Source organism: Thermogemmatispora onikobensis (assembly GCF_001748285.1).
GTDB lineage: Bacteria > Chloroflexota > Ktedonobacteria > Ktedonobacterales > Ktedonobacteraceae > Thermogemmatispora > Thermogemmatispora onikobensis.
Map to the genome: position 1 here is coordinate 77,392 of NZ_BDGT01000008.1, position 14,126 is coordinate 91,517.

10 protein-coding genes, 1 tRNA gene and 1 riboswitch are annotated in these 14,126 nt (G+C 59.9%); of the genes, 6 read left to right on the forward strand and 5 right to left on the reverse strand.

Features of this window, described 5'->3' with window-relative positions:
• Positions 1-454 precede the first annotated feature (454 nt).
• The 3 genes from secD (at position 455) to BGC09_RS05680 (ending at position 4,515) form a co-directional block, all read left to right on the forward strand.
• Entirely contained in the window at positions 455-1,831 is a 1,377-nt protein-coding gene (gene secD / locus BGC09_RS05670) for a protein translocase subunit SecD (protein ID WP_069802918.1), read from the forward strand.
• 12 nt (positions 1,832-1,843) lie between these two features.
• Positions 1,844-3,400, forward strand: coding sequence for a protein translocase subunit SecF (gene secF, locus BGC09_RS05675; RefSeq protein ID WP_069802919.1), 1,557 nt, complete (start codon positions 1,844-1,846; stop codon positions 3,398-3,400).
• 176 nt (positions 3,401-3,576) lie between these two features.
• On the forward strand, positions 3,577-4,515 hold the full coding sequence (locus tag BGC09_RS05680; RefSeq protein WP_069802920.1) for a VOC family protein: 939 nt from the start codon (positions 3,577-3,579) through the stop codon (positions 4,513-4,515).
• 117 nt (positions 4,516-4,632) lie between these two features.
• On the opposite strand, the gene BGC09_RS05685 is transcribed toward BGC09_RS05680, so the two are convergent.
• The 3 genes from BGC09_RS05685 to BGC09_RS05695 all read right to left on the reverse strand — a co-directional run bounded on the left by BGC09_RS05685 (position 4,633) and on the right by BGC09_RS05695 (position 7,427).
• On the reverse strand, positions 4,633-5,274 hold the full coding sequence (locus BGC09_RS05685) for an HD domain-containing protein (RefSeq protein WP_069802921.1): 642 nt from the start codon (positions 5,272-5,274) through the stop codon (positions 4,633-4,635).
• 162 nt (positions 5,275-5,436) lie between these two features.
• Positions 5,437-5,964: a CHAD domain-containing protein gene (locus BGC09_RS23375; protein ID WP_069802922.1), complete on the reverse strand. Its 528-nt coding sequence runs from the start codon at positions 5,962-5,964 to the stop codon at positions 5,437-5,439.
• Positions 5,965-5,966: 2 nt separating this feature from the next.
• The gene (locus BGC09_RS05695; RefSeq protein ID WP_069802923.1) at positions 5,967-7,427 is read right to left on the reverse strand and encodes a Ppx/GppA phosphatase family protein; all 1,461 of its coding nucleotides are present in this window, start codon (positions 7,425-7,427) and stop codon (positions 5,967-5,969) included.
• 326 nt (positions 7,428-7,753) lie between these two features.
• Here BGC09_RS05695 and BGC09_RS05700 point away from each other — a divergent pair.
• Positions 7,754-7,839 (forward strand) — tRNA-Leu (locus BGC09_RS05700).
• A 201-nt stretch (positions 7,840-8,040) separates the two neighbouring features.
• Here the strand turns inward: BGC09_RS05700 and BGC09_RS05705 are convergent.
• Positions 8,041-8,667, reverse strand: coding sequence for a TetR family transcriptional regulator (locus BGC09_RS05705; protein ID WP_069802924.1), 627 nt, complete (start codon positions 8,665-8,667; stop codon positions 8,041-8,043).
• Between the two features lie 209 nt (positions 8,668-8,876).
• Here BGC09_RS05705 and BGC09_RS05710 point away from each other — a divergent pair, with 209 nt between their 5' ends.
• Both BGC09_RS05710 and thiC read left to right on the forward strand, forming a co-directional pair.
• A complete protein-coding gene (locus BGC09_RS05710; protein ID WP_218103973.1) occupies positions 8,877-9,644 on the forward strand; it encodes an SDR family NAD(P)-dependent oxidoreductase in 768 nt (255 codons plus the stop codon).
• Between the two features lie 276 nt (positions 9,645-9,920).
• Positions 9,921-10,034: riboswitch (TPP riboswitch) on the forward strand.
• A 57-nt stretch (positions 10,035-10,091) separates the two neighbouring features.
• A complete protein-coding gene (thiC, locus tag BGC09_RS05715; protein WP_218103974.1) occupies positions 10,092-11,429 on the forward strand; it encodes a phosphomethylpyrimidine synthase ThiC in 1,338 nt (445 codons plus the stop codon).
• Between the two features lie 143 nt (positions 11,430-11,572).
• On the opposite strand, the gene BGC09_RS05720 is transcribed toward thiC, so the two are convergent.
• Positions 11,573-13,948, reverse strand: a complete 2,376-nt coding sequence (locus BGC09_RS05720) for a phosphoketolase family protein (protein WP_069802925.1) — start codon at positions 13,946-13,948, stop codon at positions 11,573-11,575.
• Between the last annotated feature and the right edge of the window lie 178 nt (positions 13,949-14,126).

Genomic DNA, 14,126 nt, shown 5'->3' on the forward strand with positions numbered 1-14,126 from the left:
TTATCTGATCTGTCAAGAGGAGAATAGCACCCTAATTAGGGCAATGTGATGTTTTCCTGGCACTAACCAGTCAAAGCCAGGCCAGGCAAGGAAGCGCCAAGAATCGCAGGCGTGCCAGTCTGAGAGTCCGGGATAGGCAAGCATCATCAACTATGCTATACTGCACAGGAACTCATCGTACGGCCTTGACAGAGGAAAGAGCGAGCAACTGTAAGGAATCGAACAACAGCGACCGCCTACGCGCACCAGCGGCCCGCTCCGTACAGCCCACCAGTGAGGGAGTGGTTTCTGCGCGTTTCGGCAGGCGCTGGTCAAACCCAATACATATCTCTTTTCCTGCGTTTCTTTCCCGGGATCTCAGCAGCGTGGGCAGGCAGGATGGCAAGGAGAGCCAGCGCCTGCGCGAGCGGATGAGGGAGAGCGCCAGGAAGAGAGCGAGGAGAACGTAGACGCTATGCGTAGAGGAACAGCCCTACTCCTCCTGCTGATCGTCATCCTGGCGGCCTGCGCGGCCTATATTGACTGGCCCACTACGCCGGGTATCCACATTCTGGGGATCAACCACGACTTCAAGGTCAATCTGGGACTGGATCTGCAGGGAGGCGTCCGCGCCTTGTTGGTGCCTGCTAATTCCAACGAGCAGGTGACCGACGAGACTATTCAGGCCGCCCGCAACCTGATTGAGCAGCGCGTCAATGGCGGCCTGGGTGTCTCAGAACCAAGCATCCGCGTGCAGCAGAACGGCAATCAATACAGCATCTCTGTGGAGCTGCCGGGCTTTAACACGGGCAATCAGACCCAGGCTCTGCAGACGCTTCTGCAGGCGGGCAATCTCGAATTCTGGGATACGGGTTCGACGCCGCTCACCGAGAACAGCACCTTCGATCCCAGCCAATACACCAGCACCAACCCCGGCGGCAAGCCCTGGTTTACTGGCAAGGATCTCGACCCCAGCCAGATCGGCGTAAGCACAGACTCGTCGGGCCAGCTGCAGATCAACTTTGCTATGAAGGGTGACGCCGTTTCGAAATTTGGCCAGTTCACTCAGCAGCATATCGGCGACTATCTGACCGTCACCCTCGACCGCAAGGTGATCCAGTCTGCTGTTATTCAGAGCGCTATCAACGGTCCAGGGGTCATTACCGGTCGCTTCACTCTCCAGGAGGCTCAGTCTATCGCCACCGTCCTGCGCTACGGGGCGTTGCCCATCGCGCTGAAGATCGCCAGTCTGGAGACCGTCGGTCCCACGCTGGGCACCGACTCGATTCAGAAGAGCCTGATCGCTGGCGCCATCGGCCTCAGCATGGTTGTGCTCTTCATGCTGCTCTACTATCGTCTCCCCGGTCTGCTGGCCGATCTGGCCCTGGCGCTCTATGCCGGACTCACCTTCGCAGTCTTTAAGCTCATCGGGGTCACCCTGACGCTGGCCGGGATCGCCGGCTTCATTCTCTCGATCGGTATGGCAGTGGACGCCAATGTCTTGATCTTTGAGCGCGTCAAGGAAGAGCTACGTGCCGGTCGCTTACTGGCGGCAGCTATCGATGCTGGCTGGAAGCGTGCCTGGCCGTCAATTCGCGACTCCAACTTTTCTACAATCATCACGTGCCTGGTGCTCTTCTTCTTCGGCAATACCTTCGGCGCAACGATCATCAGCGGTTTCGCTACTACGCTCATCCTGGGCGTGCTGATCAGCATGTTCACGGCTATCACTGTCACACGCACCTTCTTGAACGTGCTGGTGCCGACAGGCGTCATCAACCACCCCGCCCTCTTCGGTCTGCCCGCCGGCTCGATCGCGGCAGCCACTGGAGGACGGCGTAGCTCGCTGTAAGAGGAGGATGCTGTGTTCAGGCTCGTTGAAAAGCGCTATCTCTTCCTGGCGCTCTCGCTGCTGGTGATTTTCCCAGGCGCCATCTCTTTGGTCTTCAAAGGGCTGAACGTTGGCATCGACTTCGCTGGCGGTTCTTCCCTCAGTCTGCGACCAGAAAAGCAGCTGACCATCACGACCGTACGGAACCTGCTCAAACCTTTCCCTCTGAAGGATGTGCAGGTCCAGCTCGGCAGCGATCAGACGCTGGCCGGCAAGGGAACGGTCTGGGTGCGCTTGAATACGACCATCGATAGTACGGTTCAAAACGCCATTAAGAAGGACCTGCAGACACTCTACAACAGCACAAGTCTGGGGATCACCTTCGATGATCTGGTCTACAGCGGCAAAAAGGTCACGCTTGTGACGGTGACGAACTTCCCCAAAGGGGTTACCCCCAAGGTGGAGGATATCCGCAAAGCTCTGAGTAAGCTGCCGAATACAACCGATACGACGAAGGCCGCTTCCTCTAGCAGTGGCTCGTCGGCCTCGGCCACCGCTACTGCGACCTCGGGGCCTTCGGTCGCTCGTACGCCTACCCCGACGGCCAGCGCTCAAACCAAGGCAACGGCCACTGCCGCAGCTCAGGCCACCGCCCAAACCAAGGCAACAGCCACTGCCGCAGCTCAAGCCACCGCCACAGTCCAGGCGAAGCAGGTGACTCCGACGGCCACGGCCACCGCTACCGCTACGGCCACCGCTACGCCGTCAAGTGGCTCCAGCAGTAACCCGGCCAATATTCCAGTCAAGGTCATGGACATCCGCCAGGGGACCACGACCCAGACGATCAATATTCTGACGGTGACCCCCCTGGATGCGAATCTGCAGGCCGGGATCGAAAGCGCCTTTATCAATCAGGGCAAGACCTATGTCCAGTTGCTCCAGACGGCCACTGTTCAGGGTTCGGTGGCGGCAGATACTCAGCGCAATGCTATTCTGGCAGTTGCCGCTGCCTCGATCCTGATCCTGCTCTATATCTGGTTCGCCTTCCGCAAGGTGCCACGCCCCTGGCGCTATGGTGTCTGTGCGGTGCTCGCGCTGGTACACGACGTGCTGGTGGTGCTGGGAGTCTCCTCGATCCTGGGCTGGGCCGTCGGGTTCCAGATTGACGCACTCTTCATCACCGCCCTGCTGACGGTGATCGGCTTCTCTGTTCACGATACGATCGTGGTCTTTGACCGCATCCGCGAGAATATGCAGCGGCGCACCGTCGAAACCTTCGAGGAGGTGGTGAATGCCAGTCTGATCCAGACGATGGCCCGTTCGCTGAACACTTCGCTGACGGTGCTTTTCACGCTGGCCGCCCTCACGCTCTTCGGCGGTGTCTCAATTCGGCCTTTCACGGGAACGCTGCTGCTCGGTATCTTCAGCGGTACCTACTCGTCAATCTTTAACGCCAGTATGCTGCTGGTGATCTGGGAGAAGGGCGAGCTTGGTCTGAGCTGGCTACGAGCACGCTTCGGCGGTGCAGGCGCGACCGCTCCAGGCGGGCGCCGCGCTCGCGAGCGCGAGCTGACTTCGACTCGCGGTTAACTCGCTGAGAGTCCTCTAGCGTAGCTGTCTGGTTCGAGGTTTCCGACTCGGAAGAGCGAAAACAGATCGAACGGCAGAACGGCACGCTGCAGGCTTAAGCAGGCCAGTGAGAACGGGTGAAAAGAACCAGCGACTCTTCAGGTCTGTCCTGAACGGGTAAGAGGTGGAGAACGGTTATGCTCACCGGTATCGACCATGTGATTCTTGGGGTCAAGGATCTGGAGAGGGCCAGTGCTCTCTTCTCTGAGCAGCTGGGCTTGAGCGTCTCTGGCGGTGGGCGCCATCCCGCCGCCGGGACGGCCAATCGTATTATTGTGATCGGCGACACCTACCTGGAGTTGATTACAGTCGTGGCGCCGGATGAGGCTCAGCCCAGTATGTTGGAACGTCTCGCCAAGGGAGAGGGCTACTGGAACTTTGCTCTGGCTTCTGATGCGATTGAAACGGATTGCCAGCGGATGCGGGCGCGCGGGGTACCCGTGTTGGGTCCGAATCGCGGAGAGCTACGGGCCGCCGATGGCCGCTCTCGCTCCTGGCTGCGCGCCGATATTGAGCGCCCCGACCTGGCCCAGCACTATCCTTTTCTCATCCAGCACGACAGCAGTGGGGAGGAGCGCCGTTTCCGCCTTGCTGGCTGGCGCCAACCACCCCCCCATCCTTTGGGAGCAGTGCGCGTCTCCAGCGTGGCGATCGCCGTGGCCGATCTGGACGAGGGCCGGCGACGCTTCAGCCAGATTTACGGGCTGGAAGCCTCTCCTCCCTATACAGGCGAGGCCGAGCACTGGGAAGCCTTCCTGGTGGCTTTCCCGTTGGGCAATGGTTTCCAGAGCTTCGAGCTGGCGTCTCCTCTGCCGCTGGCCAACAATACACCCGCTGACTCGCTCCCTGGCCTGGGCCAGTTGTGGCCAGAGCCAGGGAGTGTGGCGCCTTTTCTCCAGACAGTGGGTGAGAACCTCTGTCGGATGACGCTGGAGGTCACTGATCTGCAAGCGGCCCGGCGCTACCTTGACCAGCACGGCGTCACCTATCTGCTCCGGGAGCAGCCCCAGCCAGTCCTCTGGATTCATCCAGACTTCACCTGCGGAGCCGCTATTGTGCTGCACCAACTCGCTTGAGTACCTAAAAAGGCGGGCAGACAGACAGATCAATGGCGAGGAGCAGCGGAGTGAAGCGAGAAACGGCGGAGCAGGAGCAACGGCGGGCCGACAAGGTTATCCATTTCGGCCCTCCCTTCACTCCGCCGCTGCAATATGAAAACGCAGCTTTCGCTTGAAGACTTTCTCGAACAGATCGGCTTTCTCGTGAGCCTGGTCAAGCTCTTCGTCAAGATCAGCCAGGGGGCGCGTCCAGAGTTGAATCGTCCAGCGCTCCCGGGTGCACTCCTCGGACACACTGGCCAGACGCAACACACGAGCATCGTGATTGTAGTCGAGGGCATCGGCAATGCGTAAGAGAGCTGCAAGCATGGAGACGCGCTTGCGCGCTGGGCGACTCATGACCGCATATTCTTCGTGCGCCAGACTCGGCAAGGCTCGCCGATGGTAGCGCGCAATGCAGGCAATTTCGTGCCGCTCCTCATCGCTAAAGTCAGGGAGTGGGGTCTCCTTGATGAGACGGAAGGAGTGCTTGTGATGACGCCGCTCTTCAACGAGCATCCCTGTGTTGTGTAAGAGGGCTGCCCGCTCTAGCAGGCGCTGCGCTTTGTCATCAAGTCCATGCAACGGTTCTGTGGCTACAAAGAGCTGCAAGGAGAGACGCGCCACATGACGGGCATGGGGCCAGTCTTCGACTTGCAATCCCCCGCTGAGCTGCAACTCTTCGGGTGTGGGCTGAGGGAGTTGCCACCACTCTAATTGATCTTCTATGGAATGCATGCGGTATACCCACCTTTATACGCCACGCTCTTCAAGCGACCATGCTTTGTAGCATAGTTTTAACCTGGCGTTTACTTTCCCTTTACCTGTTCTTATTGTACACCAGATTGACGAAGACTGCTGTACAGAGAGGCACTAAATTGCGAAGGCAAGTGGGCGACGCTAGCTCCGTAAGAGGACTTGCAGCTCTTGTCGGAAGTGCCGAGCTTCAAGCTCCTGCCAATGTTGGCGAAAAGCAAGGAAATGTCTCTCACGCTCTTCCAGAAGACGCGGCAGGAGGTGGCACAGACTCCCCTGAATGGCGAGCGGCGGCTCCCCCAGAGCCGGCGGCAAAGATATAAGTTGAGCAGTCTCGTCAATGGCGTCTCCCTCAGCCCTGGTCAATACTCCTTTGAGTAAGGCAATAAGAACATCGTGATCGTGGAGCCTCCCCAGCTCTTCCTGCAACTGCTCCAGCTCTGCCAGCACCGCCTGACATTCTTCCGGTAAGACTTCCTGGAACAGTTCCAGGGTGTAGCGGAGCCGCTTGACGGCAATGCGCAGGTGATGCTGGCGCCGCGTGTCGTGCGGATCGTCCGCCGCCTGGCTCCAGCCATAGAGTTCCTCCAGACGCTGCAGGGCGATCAGACGGGCATTGTGGGCAGCGGGTGCGCAGGGATCAAGACCTTTGACAGGCTGGGCTTTGGCCATTCTTAGCACTCCTCTCCTGCAAAGCAGGCCAGCAGCTGCGCGCGTAGCGCTTCGCCGTCTAGCTCGCGTAGATGCTCCTCCAGGGCAGCGACCTGCTGACCGCGCTGCTCTTCCAGCACGGCCAGCAGCCAAAGGAGGGCAGGACGATCCTCGGCCTCAGCTTCTGTCAGCAGTGCGTGCAGGTTCAGGAGCAGGACGTCGCTGTCTCGTACGGCGCCAAGGAGGGCAGCGGTTTTTTTGAGGCGGCGATAGAGCTTCTTGAAGGCCACTGGTTCTAGATAGCCACGATAGGCGTCAAGAGCGGCCCGTAGACGCCGCGAAGCCACGCGCATCTTATGGACGGCTTCCTCATCTGCTTCCTTGAGGAGGAGACGGCGCCAGGAGAGCATCTTCTCCAGGCGCTCAGTAAGCAGGCGACGGCCATAGGCAAGGAAATCGTCGTGGGCAGCCTCTTCGGCTGTCTGACGCTGCTCGTGGCTCTTCCGATCCTGGCCGCCGACGGCTCCTTGATCCTCAACCCGGTAGAGCCAGGCTGGACCATAGCGCTCGTAGGCTAGCAATGCTCCCTCGCGAATGCCGTGGGGACTAATCAGTAGCTGATCCAGCCCCAGGCGCGCCAGCAAAGCTCGCAGGATCAGGGTGCCAGCAGGGAGAATACGGGCCCGCTTATAGGGCTGCCCATAGCGCTCGGCGATCTCGCTCGCCGAGAGGGCCGCCAGTAATCCCTCGCATTGAGCCAGATCTTCGGCGCTGAGGGAGCGCTGGTTAGCTGGCAGGCCAAAGGCGCGCTCAGCCAGTAACCAAAGAGAATTGGCGCTGCCACCGGTGGCAACCAGCACAGGCGGGTAGAAGGGGATGACCAGATCGCGCAGGGAATCTTGCAGAAAGGTGCGCGCGGTGGCCCGTTCTTGACGAGTCGGCGGATCAGATGATAGATAGCGATCGAGCAACCAGCCGGAGCCAATGGGCAGGGAGAGACGCCAGGTGATGCGCCCGTCGTGGGCAGTGACCAGCTCGGTACTTCCTCCGCCGAGATCAACGACCCCGAGGTCAAGAGGGGCCCGCCCTGCGTGATAGAGTTCATAGGTGGCCCCATAGAAAGTTAGCACAGCCTCGGCTTCACCACTGATAAGGGCTACGGGAAGCCCGACTTGCTGCTCAATCCGTCCGAGGAAGGCCGCCCGATTGCTGGCCCGGCGAATGGCCTCTGTGGCGATCAGAAGGATGGTCTCCGCCCCCAGACGCCGCGCCAGGGTCACGTACTGCGCAATGACCGCGAAGGCTAGTTCTGCCTTCTCTTCGGAGATCGCCCCGCTGACGTTGACGCTTTCTCCAAGACGGGTAAGGTCAAGCTCATCGGCAAGAATGTCCAGGTAATCAGGCCAGCAACGAGCAACTACGAGGTGTATCGTGTTGCTGCCGATATCGATGGCGGCCCGGATTGGCCGCGATTCTGCTCCCATAGGCAGTTGTCTCGCTCTTTCTCCAGGACCTGTCTTGTCTTCCAGCCCGGCCCCCTTGAGACAGCTCGCTTCGTCTGCTCCCTTCTGTTGGGCTGGCAGCTGGCAGGAATCAGGCCGCCTCTCAGGCAACCCGACAGTTGGCCGCTTTTGTCTCATTATAGCATGCTTGCCCGCAGGCCAGAGAAGAGGGCCGGGATAAGGCACTCAATCGGGAAATTTGCCTGGAAACCCCTTGACAGAAAACCCAAGTTGGAGTAATATAGCCTCACGGAACCGAAAGCCCCACCGCTCAGGCAGGTGGGCAACGGACCGCATGCGGCGTACAGGCCGAAGTGGTGAAACTGGTAGACACGCAACGTTCAGGGCGTTGTGCCTTACCACGGGCGTGTGGGTTCGAATCCCACCTTCGGCACCCTTCTTGAGCTGCCGTATGTGAAAGGGCCTGCTGAGGCTGTTCACATACGGCAGCTCCTTTTTTCCGTTGGCTGACCACTCCAGGCTTCTCCCACCGACAGCCTGGTCATTCCCCCCGAGCTAGCCACCACCCCCTCTCTCTTCTACCCAAGGCACCCGCTACCAGCATGTGGGGCAGGGAGGTCAGAACTCAACGTGTTTAGTGCAGCGCCTCAAGATAGCTTGTGACAAGAGCCTGGAGGTCACCCTCCGCCCCCTCATCAAGCCATCGTTCCAGCGCAACTCGCAGGGCAGCCACATGGGTGGCCACTAACAAGCGAAGCCTGCCACACTCATATGCTTCCCCCGCGCGCTCCTGAAGAAGGTCATAAAAGGCCATCTCAGCCTCTAAGAGGGCATAGAGGTAAAAGGCGGCCACCGATGGAACCTGGCGGGCAATCTGATAGCGCAGCAGGAAACTGCGGCGCTGGTGCTGGTAGAGCTGGGCAATGTAGAGCAAGACAGCTCTCAGCGCGGTGCGCACTGCCTCGTTCTCAGACTGGACCCTCGGCAGCGGCAGAGTACGCAGATGCTCTAGCCCGGCCCGCATGACAGCCCGCGTTGGCCCCAGTAAGACTTCTTCCTTGGATGGAAAGTAGCGGAAGAAGGTACGCGGCGAGATCATGACTGCTTCAGCAATATCCTGAATGGAGGTCTGCTCGTAACCGCGCTGTAGGAAGAGCTTGAGCGCGGCTTGTTCAATGGCTTCCTGAAGAAGACGCTTCTTGCGCTCGCGTAGGCCAGACCGGACGGCCTGGTCCTGTTGTGAGATGGCCGTGTCGCTCATTCCCCTTTGTCTTTCATTGACTTTTGTCAGTTAGTGACATTATAATGCGAACAAGCGGCGTTGACAACCAGCCCACACGTGCACTGACGCCGCAGCCCTGGCCGTCAAGCGCCGCCTGGATCTGGCAACGAGCAAGGATGGCTCAGCGTTTCTCTTCCAGTTCCCAATTTCTGATGTCTCCAGCCTAGCAGAGAAGGAGTAAGCAAGAGATGATGCGCTTCGAGCAACAGGTCGCCGTGGTGACAGGAGCCGCGTCAGGCATCGGTCGCGCACTGGTGCAGCGCCTGACTAGCGAAGGAGCGGCGGTGGTCGCCGTCGATATTGTCGAGGAGCCGTTGCAGGCACTGGTAGCGGAATTGCAAGGGCAGGGGGCAAAGCTCTGCGCCTGCCCCGCCGATGTGGCCTCGGAGAGTGGCGTTGAGGCCATGCTGACGACTGCTACTTCGACCTACGGGCGGCTCGATATCCTGTGCAATAATGCGGGTATCATGGATCTGATGACGCCCGCCGCTGAGGTTCCCTTAGAGTTGTGGGAGCGCGTGCTCGCAGTGAACCTCTACGGTCCCTTCCTGGCTTGCCGCCGGGCCATTCCGATTTTTCTAGAGCAGGGTAGCGGCACGATTGTCAATACGGCCTCCGAGGCTGGCCTGCGCGGCGGCGCCGCCGGCACCCCGTACACGGTCTCCAAGCATGGTCTGATCGGCCTGACTCGCAGCATTGCTTTCCACTATGGCGAGCGTGGCATTCGCTGCAACGCCGTTTGTCCGGGAGCGGTGGCGACAGCTATCGGTATGGGGTCGGGCGTCCCGAGTCAGTCTGGTCTGGAGCGCGTTGGGACCTTCATCCGCGCCAGCGCTCCCTCACGGGTAGCCTCGCCCGACGAGATCGCCGCAGCTATTGCTTTCCTCGCTTCCAAAGAAGCAAGCTATATTAATGGGGCCATCCTGCCCGTTGACGGAGGCTGGCTAGCAGCTTGAGCTATTCCTGCTTGAGGAGCGGTCGGAGCCCGGCAGCTCTCTAGCTCCGGCGGCTCCCTTCCTCTTTGCTCTCTCCCCTCCTGCTCCTGGGTAGTGTCAGGCGAAGGGCATTATCCGCACGGTTGATAGATAGATGCTTACCCTCTTCCCCAGGCTGATCGTATTGGCTCATCTGTCGCCTTTAGCAGCCAGAGAAGGGCGCTGCCGGCCATCAAGCGTGGCTCACCAACAGGATGCATATGGTATGATTCTTTCAGTAGACGACTGAGCGCTTCTCATTGGACCTGGGGGAGCTCGGGCAACCGGGCTGAGAGGGCCCCTGTCAGCGGGGCCGACCCCTCGAACCTGACCCGGGTAATACCGGCGGAGGGAAGGGTCCGTCTGGCCGCCCAACCCGCTGCCGGTTCCCCTTCAGGTCAGTCCCAGACAATGACCGGAGGTGGAACAGTGCCAACTCAGCTTGAGCAGGCCCGTCAGGGCCAGATTACCGAGGCAATGGCCTATGTGGCCCAAGCCGAAGGTCTCCCCGTTGAAGCAATCCGCGAGAAGGTCGCTGCCGGCCTGGCAGTTATTCCAGCCAACCCCAATCATCGCACCCTCTCTCACTTTACCGCTATCGGCCAGGGCCTCCTGGTAAAAGTCAACGCCAACCTTGGTACCTCCTACGACTATGTCAATCTAGCAGAGGAGTGCCAAAAGCTCGCACTGGCCCAGCAGGCTGGCGCCGATGCCGTCATGGATCTCTCGACCGGTGGCGACATTCCCGCCATTCGTCAGACGCTGTTGGGGTCCTGTATTGTTCCCCTGGGCACCGTTCCGATCTACGAAGCCGAGTTTCGGGCGGTGCGCGAGAAGGGTTCTTTTCTCAAGATGAGCGCCGATGAGCTGTTTGAGACGATTGAACAGCATGGCAAGGCTGGCGTCGATTTTATTACTGTGCACTGTGGGGTGACGCGTCAGAATCTGGAGCATTACCGGCAGGCGGAGCGCGTGACAGGGATTGTTTCGCGCGGCGGGGGCCTGCTGGCGGCCTGGATGCTGGAGAACGGAGCCGAGAATCCGCTCTACGAGCATTTCGATTGGCTGCTGGAGATCGCTCGCCAGTATGATATGACGTTGAGCCTGGGAGATGGCCTTCGGCCTGGATCGCTTGCCGATGATCTTGACGGCGCCCAGGTGGGCGAGTTGATTATCCTGGGAGAGTTAGTCGAACGAGCGCGGCGCGCAGGCGTACAGGTGATGGTTGAAGGTCCGGGCCATGTGCCCCTCAGCGAAGTGCAGGCCAATGTCCAGCTGCAGAAGAAGCTCTGTCGTGGTGCTCCTTTCTACATTCTGGGCATGTTGCCCGTTGATACCGCTGCCGGCTTCGACCATATCGCCGGAGCGATCGGTGGGGCGCTGGCAGGCATGCATGGGGCCGATATGCTCTGCTATCTGACGCCGGCTGAGCATCTGGGTCTGCCTAATCCGCGCCAGGTCTATGAGGGAGTGGTAGCTTTTAAGATCGCCGCCCACGCCGCTGATGTAGCTCGTGGCCATCCCCAGGCCCTGGCTCGCAACCGTCAGATGTCGGAGGCTCGCTATCGTCTCGACTGGGATACCCAATTTCAATTGGCGCTCTATCCTGAAGAGGCACGGCGCATCTTCGCTGAGCGCGCTTCCAAGACGCGGGCCTGCTCAATGTGTGGGCCATTCTGCCCGATGAATCTTGTTGAGCATGTGCTGCGTCGACAGCAACGGGACGGTAGCCCGCATCCACAGGCGGCGGAGCAGCTGGTCCGCTGAGGGGTTACATCTGAGCCGCTGCGGTCCCAATCGGAGGCAGATCCTGTTGTCGTCCTGCCGCGCTTGAAACTCCATGGGAGCGGCTCAAGAGAAGCAAGAGAAGCAAGATAACATCGCTTCCTTGAGTCGCTCCCGTTTAGAGTTTAATCTGTCCAGGTCCAGTCGCGTATTTCAGGCATATCCTCCAGGTGCTCACGGATATAGCGATGATGTTCACGCAGCCGCTCCTCGCATTCGCGCACGAGTGGCGCTGTGAGATGGCGCAGGCGTGGCGTGTGCTCCATCGCTAGCAGGCAGAGATGGTAGCGGCTGACTTCGTTGAGGACGACCATATCAAAGGGTGTGGTCGTGGTTCCCTGCTCGTTGTAGCCGCGGACGTGGAAGCGGGCCGGATTGGGGCGCCCGTGTACGAGCTGATGGACAGCGCGCTGATAGCCGTGAAAGGCGAAGATGACAGGCTTCGCCTCAGTAAAGTGGGCGACGAAGGTTGCATGGTCGAGGCCGTGCGGGTGCAGCTCGGGAGGATAGAGTGTCATCAGATCGACGACATTGACGACACGTACTTTGAGCTGCGGGAGCTGGCGGCGGAGCCACCAGGCGGCGGCCACGGTCTCCATTGTCATGACGTCTCCGGCGCAGGCAAGCACGACATCCGGTTCGTTATCATCCTCGTTGCCTGCCCAGGGCCAGATCGAGAGGCCACGCCGGCAGTGCTCAATGGCTTCAGCCATGCTGAGATACTGCAGATGCGGCTGCTTGTCGACCACGATCAGGTTGATGTAGTCACGGCTGCGCAGGCAGTGGTCAGCCACCGAGAGCAGGCAGTTGGCGTCAGGCGGCAGGTAGATGCGGGCGATGCTCCCCCGGCGCGAGAGCAGGGTATCGATGAGGCCCGGCCCCTGATGGGAGAAGCCGTTATGATCGTTGCGCCAGCAGGTGGAGGTGAGCAACAGGTTGAGCGAGGCAATCGGTGCGCGCCAGGAGAGGGATCGGGAACCTTCGAGCCACTTTGAGTATTGGATGATCATAGAGTCGGCGATCATCGCAAAAGCCTCATAGGTGGCGAACAGACCATGCCTGCCGGTCAGGAGGTACCCCTCTAACCAGCCTTCGCAGAGATGCTCGCTGAGCACCTCCATGACGCGCCCATCCGGCGAGAGGTGGTCATCGATAGGCAGGATGCGTTCCAAAAAGGTCCGGTTCTGGACGGCAAAGACGTCGCCGAGACGGTTGGAGTTGGTCTCATCAGGGCAGAAGTAGCGAAAGTTGGCCTGCTCCGCGTTCTCCTTGAAAATGTCGCGGAGAAAGACCCCAAGCGGACGAGTGTTGCTATAGTAGCTGGTAGCCGGTTTGGAGACTTCGAGCGCGTAGGAACGGAAATCGGGCAAGCGCAGGTCAACGAGCAGTTTTCCACCATTAGCGTGAGGATTGGCGCCCATGCGGCGCTCGCCCTGCGGGGCCAGAGCCGCTAATTCGGGGCGGAGGCGTCCGCCTTCGTCAAACAGCTCTTCGGGGTGATAGCTGCGTAACCAGTCCTCCAGCAGCTTGAGGTGAGCCGGTTTCGTCCTGACCTCCTCCAGGGGAACCTGATGCGCGCGGAAGGTCCCTTCAACGGGGATACCATCGACTTCCTTGGGGCCGGTCCAGCCTTTGGGCGTACGAAGGACAATCAGCGGCCAACGCGGTACGCCACTGAAACCCTGGGTCCGGGCCTGCTGCTGGTAGCTGCGGATCTCGTGATAGCAGTGATCAAGGGTTTCGGCCAGGGCCCGATGCACAGTGAGCGGGTCGTCTCCTTCGACAAAGTAGACGTGGTAACCGTGTCCCGAGAAGAGCTGTTCGATCCGCTCGTCGCTGGTGCGACCCAGAACCGTCGGACCGGAGATCTTGTACTCGTTGAGGTGCAGAATAGGAAGCACGGCTCCGTCACGGATGGGATTGAGAAATTTGATGCTTTTCCAGGACCCTTCGAGGGGACCAGTTTCGGCTTCGCCATCGCCGACAACGGCAGCTACAATCAGATCGGGATTGTCGAAGGCAGCGCCGAAGGCATGGGCCAGCACATAGCCTAACTCGCCCCCTTCGTGGATGGAGCCAGGAATGGGAACGCCGACGTGACTGGGCACGCCGCCAGGAGTAGAGAACTGGCGAAAGAGGCGACGCAGCCCTTGCTCGTCCTGGCTTACTTCCGGGTAGATCTCTGAATAGGTCCCTTCAAGGTAGACGTTGGCGATCACCGCCGGACCACCATGTCCGGGTCCTGCCAGAAAGATCATATCGACGTCATAGTCTTTGATCAGGCGATTGAGATGGACGTAGATGAGATTCAAGCCTGGCGAGGTGCCCCAATGCCCCAACAACCGGGGCTTGATGTGCTCGGGCCGCAGTGGCTCCTTGAGCAAGGGATTTTCCTGGAGGTAGATCTGCCCTACAGTCAGATAGTTGGCGGCACACCAGTACTTATGCATCAGTTCTAGCTGCTGCTGGCTGAGTGTACGCGCCCCGGCAGCGGTCGACATGCTTCCCTCCTCTGTTCAGTGACAAACAAGGCAAGAATACCCACTTGACATTCATTCGTTATTCTGGCAGCTTTTGCGGCGATCCTCGCTCGAGGTCACAGCCGTGGTCATCCTCGGGGAACAGCCAGTGAGCCGCGCCCGCTTTCTTTCTGAGCATAGCAAGAGCCTCTCACAGCGC

Bases quoted from the DNA above. Each gene is read 5' to 3' on its own strand.
- secD (WP_069802918.1), top strand. From the start codon at position 455: ATGCGTAGAGGAACAGCCCTACTCCTCCTGCTGATCGTCATCCTGGCG.
- BGC09_RS05680 (WP_069802920.1), top strand. From the start codon at position 3,577: ATGCTCACCGGTATCGACCATGTGATTCTTGGGGTCAAGGATCTGGAG.
- BGC09_RS05685 (WP_069802921.1), bottom strand. From the start codon at position 5,274: ATGCATTCCATAGAAGATCAATTAGAGTGGTGGCAACTCCCTCAGCCC.
- BGC09_RS23375 (WP_069802922.1), bottom strand. From the start codon at position 5,964: ATGGCCAAAGCCCAGCCTGTCAAAGGTCTTGATCCCTGCGCACCCGCT.
- BGC09_RS05695 (WP_069802923.1), bottom strand. From the start codon at position 7,427: ATGGGAGCAGAATCGCGGCCAATCCGGGCCGCCATCGATATCGGCAGC.
- BGC09_RS05705 (WP_069802924.1), bottom strand. From the start codon at position 8,667: ATGAGCGACACGGCCATCTCACAACAGGACCAGGCCGTCCGGTCTGGC.
- BGC09_RS05710 (WP_218103973.1), top strand. From the start codon at position 8,877: ATGATGCGCTTCGAGCAACAGGTCGCCGTGGTGACAGGAGCCGCGTCA.
- BGC09_RS05720 (WP_069802925.1), bottom strand. From the start codon at position 13,948: ATGTCGACCGCTGCCGGGGCGCGTACACTCAGCCAGCAGCAGCTAGAA.